Annotated in this window: 5 protein-coding genes and 1 pseudogene; 4 read left to right on the top strand and 2 right to left on the bottom strand. The window is 69.7% G+C overall.

Going from position 1 to position 7,426, the window contains the following annotated elements:
- Positions 1-196: 196 nt before the first annotated feature.
- On the top strand, positions 197-1,024 hold the full coding sequence (locus AB0F10_RS42795) for an SAM-dependent methyltransferase (protein ID WP_360639547.1): 828 nt from the start codon (positions 197-199) through the stop codon (positions 1,022-1,024).
- 21 nt (positions 1,025-1,045) lie between these two features.
- Here the strand turns inward: AB0F10_RS42795 and AB0F10_RS42790 are convergent, their stop codons facing one another.
- On the bottom strand, positions 1,046-3,772 hold the full coding sequence (locus AB0F10_RS42790) for a hypothetical protein (RefSeq protein WP_360639544.1): 2,727 nt from the start codon (positions 3,770-3,772) through the stop codon (positions 1,046-1,048).
- Between the two features lie 135 nt (positions 3,773-3,907).
- On the opposite strand from AB0F10_RS42790, the gene AB0F10_RS42785 reads away from it, so the two are divergent.
- The 3 genes from AB0F10_RS42785 to AB0F10_RS42775 are packed head-to-tail and all read left to right on the top strand — an operon-like array spanning position 3,908 to position 6,851.
- Entirely contained in the window at positions 3,908-5,035 is a 1,128-nt protein-coding gene (locus AB0F10_RS42785) for a sugar ABC transporter substrate-binding protein (RefSeq protein WP_360639541.1), read from the top strand.
- 14 nt (positions 5,036-5,049) lie between these two features.
- Positions 5,050-6,081 (top strand): ABC transporter permease, encoded by a 1,032-nt coding sequence (locus AB0F10_RS42780; RefSeq protein ID WP_360639538.1) that lies wholly within the window; start codon positions 5,050-5,052, stop codon positions 6,079-6,081.
- Positions 6,081-6,851, top strand: coding sequence for an ATP-binding cassette domain-containing protein (locus AB0F10_RS42775; protein ID WP_360639535.1), 771 nt, complete (start codon positions 6,081-6,083; stop codon positions 6,849-6,851). The genes AB0F10_RS42780 and AB0F10_RS42775 overlap by 1 nt, the downstream gene beginning before the upstream one ends.
- A gap of 173 nt (positions 6,852-7,024) precedes the next feature.
- On the opposite strand, the pseudogene AB0F10_RS42770 reads toward AB0F10_RS42775, so the two are convergent.
- A pseudogene (locus AB0F10_RS42770) lies at positions 7,025-7,426 on the bottom strand (1,4-beta-xylanase); the annotation flags it as partial.

The following is a 7,426-nucleotide window of genomic DNA, read 5'->3' as shown; positions in this document are numbered from 1 at the left end:
GCCCCCCCGCACCGCCATGCGGTACACTCTCAACACACACAGGCCAACCCACAACCCGCGTCCCACCATCGCCCCCCCGCCCACCGACTGTGGGGGGGGGGGGGGGCGGCGGGGGGCCCCCCCCCCACCACAGCCTTTACCTCGATGATGTGCGACGATCGGCCCCGCCGGACGGGTGGCGAAGGGGAGTTCACGAATGGCCGAGCAACTGCCGAACATCGAGACCCGGATCGACCTGCGCACCGATCGGCCGCATCCGGCCCGGGTGTACGACTACCTGCTCGGCGGCAAGGACAACTTCGCCGCCGACCGCGAGGCGGCCCAGCGCGGCCTGCGGGCCAATCCGGACAGCCGGATCCCCCCGCGGGAGAATCGGCTGTTCCTGCGCCGGGCCGTGCGCTTCCTGGCCGAGCAGGGCATCGATCAGTTCCTCGACATCGGCACCGGGATTCCCAGCGCGCCGAACGTCCATCATGTCGCCCAGGAGATCAACCCCCGGTCTCGGGTCGTCTATGTGGACAACGATCCGATCGTGCTGGTCCACGCCCGCGCCCTGCTGACCAGCCACCCCGAAGGCAGGACCGACTACCTCGGCGCGGATCTGCGCGACGTCGACAGAATCCTCGACTCGGCGGTCCTGGGCAGGGCCCTCGACCTCAGCCGCCCGGTGGGTCTGCTGCTCATCGCGGTCCTCCATTTCATCGGCGACGAGGACGATCCGGGGGCGATCGTCCGCCGGCTCCTGGCCGGCCTGCCGCCGGGCAGCCATCTGGCCCTGTCCCATCTCACCGGGGACTTCCGGCCCGAGGCGTGGGAGCAGGTGGCGGAGGTCTACCGCCGTCAGGGCGTCACCATGAAGGTCCGCTCCAGGTCCGAGATCGCAGGGTTCTTCACCGGGCTCAAGCTCGTCGAACCCGGCCTCCAGGTCCTTCCGGCCTGGCGGCCCGACCTCGGCGATCCCACCGAGCCGCCGCCGGACGACGGCCAGGTCTCGGTGTACGGCGGGGTGGCCCGCAAGCAGTAGGGCGGTGGCCGGACGCCGACATCAGGCTGGGCACAGCCGCCTTCGCGCTGTGCCGGGGAAGTATCGGTTCCAGTCGACGTCGGCGGGCTGGATGCACGTCTGGTGGATCACGGACGCGAGATCATGATCGATCCGCCACAACGCCGACCGATCATCCAGCATGGACAGCGCGCTGCCGTCGAGTCGAGGAGAGCTCAGGCGCAGGCCCTGAACGCGCAGGGAAAGCAGCTTCCGGCCGGTCGCGACGTCCCAGATCCGCACCTCGGCACCGTCGGTGATGGCCACCGTTCTCCCGGAGGAGTCGAAGGCGGCATCCGTCGTGTCGTCCAGGCCGCCGGCCCGGGCCACGATACGGGGGGCGCGGGGATCGGTCGCGTCCATGACGACCGCGCCGGTGGAGCCCGGGTAGGAGGTGATGAGGATCAGCCCGGCCGGCCCGGACCGGAGGACCGCGGGATGCGGAACATGCAACATGGTGGATACCCGGCGGCCGTCGAGAGTCCAGCGCTCGATCGCGTCCCGGTCGCCGTCGCGCCGGCTGAGGACGATGCCGGAGCCGTCGAAGAGGATGGCTGCCCCCACGACGTCAACGGCGGGCAACCGGCGGAAGGATCGATCGCCCACCCGCCACACTCTCGCGGTCCTGTCGGTCCCGACGGCGACAAGCACCGAGCCGGTGCGGTCCATGCCGTTCAACAGTCCGAGGCCGGCCGGAACGTCGAGCAAGCGCGGGTGATCGAGATCGGTCAGGTCCCAGAGAACGGAGCGGGTGTTCTCGAACCAGTAGATGGCTCGGCGTTCGTCGCCGCTGCTCAGGTGCAGGTAGGTGTTCGCGGTCGGCAGGACGGCGGCCGGCCGCCAGGTCGTGCCCTCGCGTCGCCAGAGCTGCTCCCCCCGGCTGTGGGTGTCGTAGGTGACCGCGAACCGGCCGGGTGGGCTCGAAAAACCGCGTCCCAGGGTGGTGGCGCCCGCGGCGGCATGGGCCAGCAGGAGCACGTCGCGGGCTTCGGCGGTGGGTGCGAGGCGGTAGGCCGCCAGCGCCAGCGCCGCGGCGTCGCGGGGCCGGGAGGCGATCAGGTCACGGGCGGTGTCCGAGGCCCGAAGCGACAACGCCTCGTTACGCTGCTGCGCCGCCCTGCGCTGGGCGACGGCCGCGGCGACCGCGGTCCCGGCCAGCAGGACGGCCAACGTCGTCAGCCCGGCGGCGAGCCGGCGCAACCGGCGGTTGGTCCGCCGATGGGCCCGGGCACGGGCCTGTTCGGCGTCGAGGGCGGCGTCGAGGAATTCGCGCTCGCCGGGATTGAGCTGGGCGCGCAACAGAGCCGCCTGCTCGAGGCGCGCCCCGCGGAGGAGGGTGTCAGGGTCACGGCCGTGTGCCGCCCAGATCGCGGCCGCCTCGGTGAGGCGGTGCTGGGTGCGCAGGTCGTCGCGGTATTCAGCGATCCAGCCGGCCAGCCTTGGCCACGCTCGCAGCAGCGCCTCGTGGGTCAGCTCGACGCTGTCGCGGTCGATGGTGATCAGCCGCGTGGTGGCGAACCGGTCGAGGAGGGCGTCCGGCATCGCCAGGTCGGTGCGCGGGACCCGCCGCTTGGTGTCCGCGGTCCCGTCGCCCGGTACCACCAGGCGCAGGAACAGCAGCCGGGCCGCTCTTTGATCGTTCTCGGACAGCTGCTCGAACGTGCTTTCGGCGGTCCGGGCGAGAGAGTGTTCGATGCCGCCGAGAGCCTCATAGCTGGTCAGCGTCAGGACCATGCCGCGCCGGCGCCGCCAGGTCTCGGTGAGCGTGTGTGACACCAGCGGCAACGCGGCGGGCTGCCCGGCGACGTCCGAGATGAGCCGGGCCACCAGGGCCGTCTCGATGGTTGCCCCGGCCCGCGCGGCCGGCTCGGTGATCGCCGATCGGAGTTCTTCGGTGGACATCGGCCCGACCAGCACCTGGGCCCGATGCATGGCGGTGACCAGCTCCTGGTGGTGCGCGCAGTGATCGTAGAAATCGGCGCGTACGCCGATCACGATCCGGGCGCGTGGCCCGGCGGCGGTGGTCAGCGCCTGGATCAGCCAGAGCCGGGCGGTCTCGTCGCAGAGCGTGAAAGCCTCCTCGAACTGGTCGACCACCAGCAGCAGGTCGTCGGCGGCTTTGGCGAGCCAGCCTTTCAACGCCTCCGGACCGGCCGCGAGGTCGCGGCGAACGCGGTCGGCGGGCTCGTCGGCCAGATTGGCCACGGCGACGGCCAGCTCGGTGATCGGATCGGCTCCCGGCGTGACCAGGATCGTGGAGCGCCGGGTGCGGGCGAGCAGGCCGGCCCGGAGCAACGAGGATTTCCCCGCGCCGGAGGAGCCGAAGACCGCGACGAACGGGCGCTGGTCGATCAGGGTCGACAGCGTGTCGGTGAGAGCCTCGCGGCCGAAGAAGCGGTCGGCGTCACCGACCTGGTAAGGGGCCAGGCCGACATACGGCGAGGGGGTGTCGATGCCCGAACCGGGCTGGGCGGAGGCGAGATGGCGCCACCGTTCGGTCCATTCGTCGACGTCGCCGTGGCAGGCCCGGACGAAGGCCACCGTGACGGCGAGAGTGGGCAACCGGCGGCCGGACAGCGCATCGGACAGTGCCGCGGCCGAATAGTGGATTCGCCTGCCGAGCTCGCGATATGAGGGCTGGCCGGCCCTTCGCCGCAGTCGCCGCAGGTCCCCCGCGAACCGCAGCAGGGGAGTGTCCTCGGACTCCAGAGGGCGTTCCTGTCGGGGCACCGCACCTCCAACGGTCGTCGTCGCGGTCTCGCCGTGTCCAGTGATTGTTGTTCAGAAAACGGGATCGAACCTGAACATCCCCTGGCTGCCTACGGTTTGGTCTGTCCCGCGCACAAGCCGACAGGAGATCCTGACATGACCCACCTTCCACCGGTCGTCGAACAGGCGGCCGAGCGACTCCATCCACGTGGGACGAGCCGCCGCCGGTTGCTCGCCGGCACCGGGCTGGCCAGCGCGTCCCTCGCGGCGACGGGCCTGCTGTCCGCGTGCGGTGAGAAGGGGGACAGCGGCGCGGACGCCATCGGGAACTTCCCGAAGACGCCGAACTGGAAGTTCGTCTTCGTCAACCACGTCACGACGAACCCGTTCTTCACACCCACCCAGTACGGCGCGGAGGACGCCTGCAAACTGCTCGGCTGCTCCTTCCAGTGGACCGGGTCGCAGAACTCGGTGGTCGCCGAGATGGTCAACGCTACCAACACGGCGATCAGCGGCAAGGCCGACGGACTCGCCGTCGCCGTGGTGGACAAGACCGCGTTCAAGGATCCCGTGGACCATGCGCTGGAGAGCGGCATCCCGGTGGTGTCGTACAACGCCGACGGTGCGCGGGGTGAACCGGGCACCAACCGGCTCACCTACGTAGGGCAGGGGTTGTACGAGTCCGGCTACGCGCTGGGGCAGCGGGCCCTGACCCAGGTGCAGTCCGGCGCCGTCGTGGGATTCATCGCCACGCCGGGGCAGCTGAACATCCAGCCGCGGATCGACGGTGCGAAGCAGGCTTTCGCCGACGCCGGCGGCGCGGTCACCTTCAGCACGGTGGCGACCAACGCCGACGTCACGAAGGGACTCTCCATCGTCGACGCGTACGTGCAGGGCCATCCGGGATTGGCCGGCATGCTCGCCGTGGACGCCGGGTCGACGCAGGCTGTGGGTCAAACGGTCAAGAAGTACAACATGCGGGGCAAGGGCCTCAAGGTGGCCGGCGGCTTCGACCTGATCCCGGAGACGCTCGCCGCGATCAAGAACGGCGACCTCGACTACACCATCGACCAGCAGCCCTACCTGCAGGGCTTCCTGCCGGTTCTCTACCTCTATCTATTCAAGATCTCCGGCGGGCTGATCTCGCCGCCGCAGACCAACACCGGCCTGCTCTTCGTCACCAAGGACAACGTCGGGCAGTACCAGAACTCCCAGACCCGGTACGAGGGGTCGTCGTCCACCGTCAAGCTCGTCGAACTGTCCGGTGCCATCGCCCACGAGTGACGGGGAACCGCCTGATGCAGGAAACGCTCCCGAAGCAGCAGGTGCCGGGCGATCGCGACCGGCGCCCCGTCCCCGCACTGCGCCGCGCGGCGACGGTGCTGGTGCACTTCCGCGAAGCAAGCGTGCTGATCGTCGCCGTTGCCATGGCCGTCTACTTCCAGGCCTCCAGCGCGGCCTTCCTCACCCACGACAACCTGCGTAACGTCGCGCAGGCCACCGCGCCGGCCGCGATCGTGGCGGTGGGCATAGTGCTGCTGCTCGTCTCGGGGGAGATCGACCTGTCGGTCGGCGTCGTCGCGGCGCTCGCACCGTTTCTCGTGCACTATGCCGTCGACCTCTACGGGGTGCCGGTGATCCCGGCGTTCCTGCTCGCGTTCGGGGCCGCCGCGTTCATCGGCTTCTGCAACGGCATCGTCGTCACCAAGCTGAAGGTTCCGTCGCTGGTAGCCACGCTCGGCTCGTACTACCTGCTCCTCGGCATTCTGCTCACCACGTCACACGCTTATCCCGCGCAGATCCCCGATGCCGCGCAGGGCCGGATCAGGCAGATCTTCGGGGCCGGTGACTGGTCGTCGCTCATCTGGTGCCTGGGTGTCGTCCTCACCTTTCACGTGGTGCTCACCCGGACCCGATGGGGATTGCACACGATCTCGGTGGGGGGCAACCTGGTCGGCGCCACGGAGGCCGGGATCAGGGTGAACCGGGTCAAGGTCGGAAACTTCATGATGGCGTCGATGCTGGGCGCGCTCGCCGGCATCCTGGAAGCATTTCGGATCAACAGCATCGACCCGAACATCGGCGGCGGCACGGCGCTGACCTTCACCGCGATCTCGGCCGCGGTCATCGGAGGCACGGCCCTCGCGGGCGGCTCCGGAACGGTGATCGGCGCGCTGCTGGGCGCCTTGATCCTGGCCGAGTTGCAGAACGGTTTCAACCTGATCGGCGTCAGCGCCAATCCCTTCACCATCATTCTGGGAGGCGCCATCCTGCTGTCGATGATCGCCAACCAGTACCTGGCGCGGCTGCGCCGGTCGGGAGGATCGTGATGACCGGGCCCGTTCCGCAGCCGGACGAGGTCCTGCGGGTGGATCACGTGGCGAAACGATTCGGCGCCCTGACCGCTCTGCGTGACGTCAGCCTGCGCCTGGGCCGGGGCGAGGTGCTGGGCCTGATCGGGGACAACGGCGCGGGGAAGTCCACTCTCATCAAGACCATCTGCGGTTACCACCGACCGGACGCCGGCCGGATGCTCGTCAACGGCCGGGAGGTGGTGCTGCGCAGCGTCGACCATGCCCGGTCGCTGGGCATCGACACCGTCTACCAGGGACTCGCCCTCATCAACGAGCTGTCCGTCTACCACAACATGTTCCTCAACCGGGAGCTACGCATCGGACCCGTGCTCAACAATCGGGCCATGCGGCGCCTGGCCCGTGCTCACCTGTCGGACATAGGCGTCAACATCCCGAACGTCGACACCGCGGTCGCCAAACTCTCGGGAGGGCAGCGGCAGGCGGTCGCGGTGGCACGCGCCGTCTATTCCGACGCCAAGATCCTGTTGCTCGACGAACCGCTCGCGGCGATGGGCGCCCGCGAGGGCGCGCTCATCCTCGATCTGATCCGCGACCTCAAGGCCCGCGGCGACGTCTCGGTGATCATCATCGCGCACAACTACGCCCAGGTCCTCGACGTCTGCGACCGCGTCAATCTCCTCCAGCACGGCGCGATCACCTTCGACAGGCCCACCGCCGAGGTCTCCCTGGAGGAGCTGACCGAGCTCGTCGTCGCCGAGTACCGCAACCGCCGGAACCGCCGCTGATCGCCTTACTCGTGTCACCTCGCGGGGTGGGGGGGGGGGGGGGTGGCCGCCGCGCCCCCCACGCGCCCGGGGAGGGGCGGGGGGGGGGGCGCGGGGCGGGGGCCGGGGCGGGCGCGGGGTGGGTCGGCGGGTGATCCCGCCGAGCCACCGTATCGCCGCGGATGTGCCGTCGGTCAGGACGCGCTGCAGGAGACCGTGGGCCAGGTCGTATTGCCGTTCTTCATGATGGTCACACCGAAGTTGTTGCCGCTGCCGTTGGGCTTGGCGGTCATCACCTGACCGCTCGAGTCCCAACTGGCGCTGGTGTTCCAGGTGGAGCTGATCTTCTCGGGCGAGGGCACGTTCATGGTGACGGTCCAGTTGTTGGAGCCGCTGACCGCGACGTTGAGGTTGTACCGGTCGCTCCAGCTCTGCCCGGCCGACAGCGACGCGGTGCAGCCACCGCCGGGGTTGTTCGGCGGCGGGGTGGTCGGGTTGGTGGTGGGTGTCGATCCTTCGCTGACGGTGATGTTGGAGGTGGCGTTGCTCTGGTAGCCCTCGGTGGCCATGATCTGGTAGTCGTGGCTGCCGAGGTT

Origin of the sequence: Actinoplanes sp. NPDC026623 (genome assembly GCF_040638275.1) — a bacterium.
Classification (GTDB): Bacteria; Actinomycetota; Actinomycetes; order Mycobacteriales; family Micromonosporaceae; genus Actinoplanes.
The sequence above is the reverse complement of the archived record's forward strand: the minus strand, read 5'-3'. Positions and strand labels throughout refer to the sequence as shown.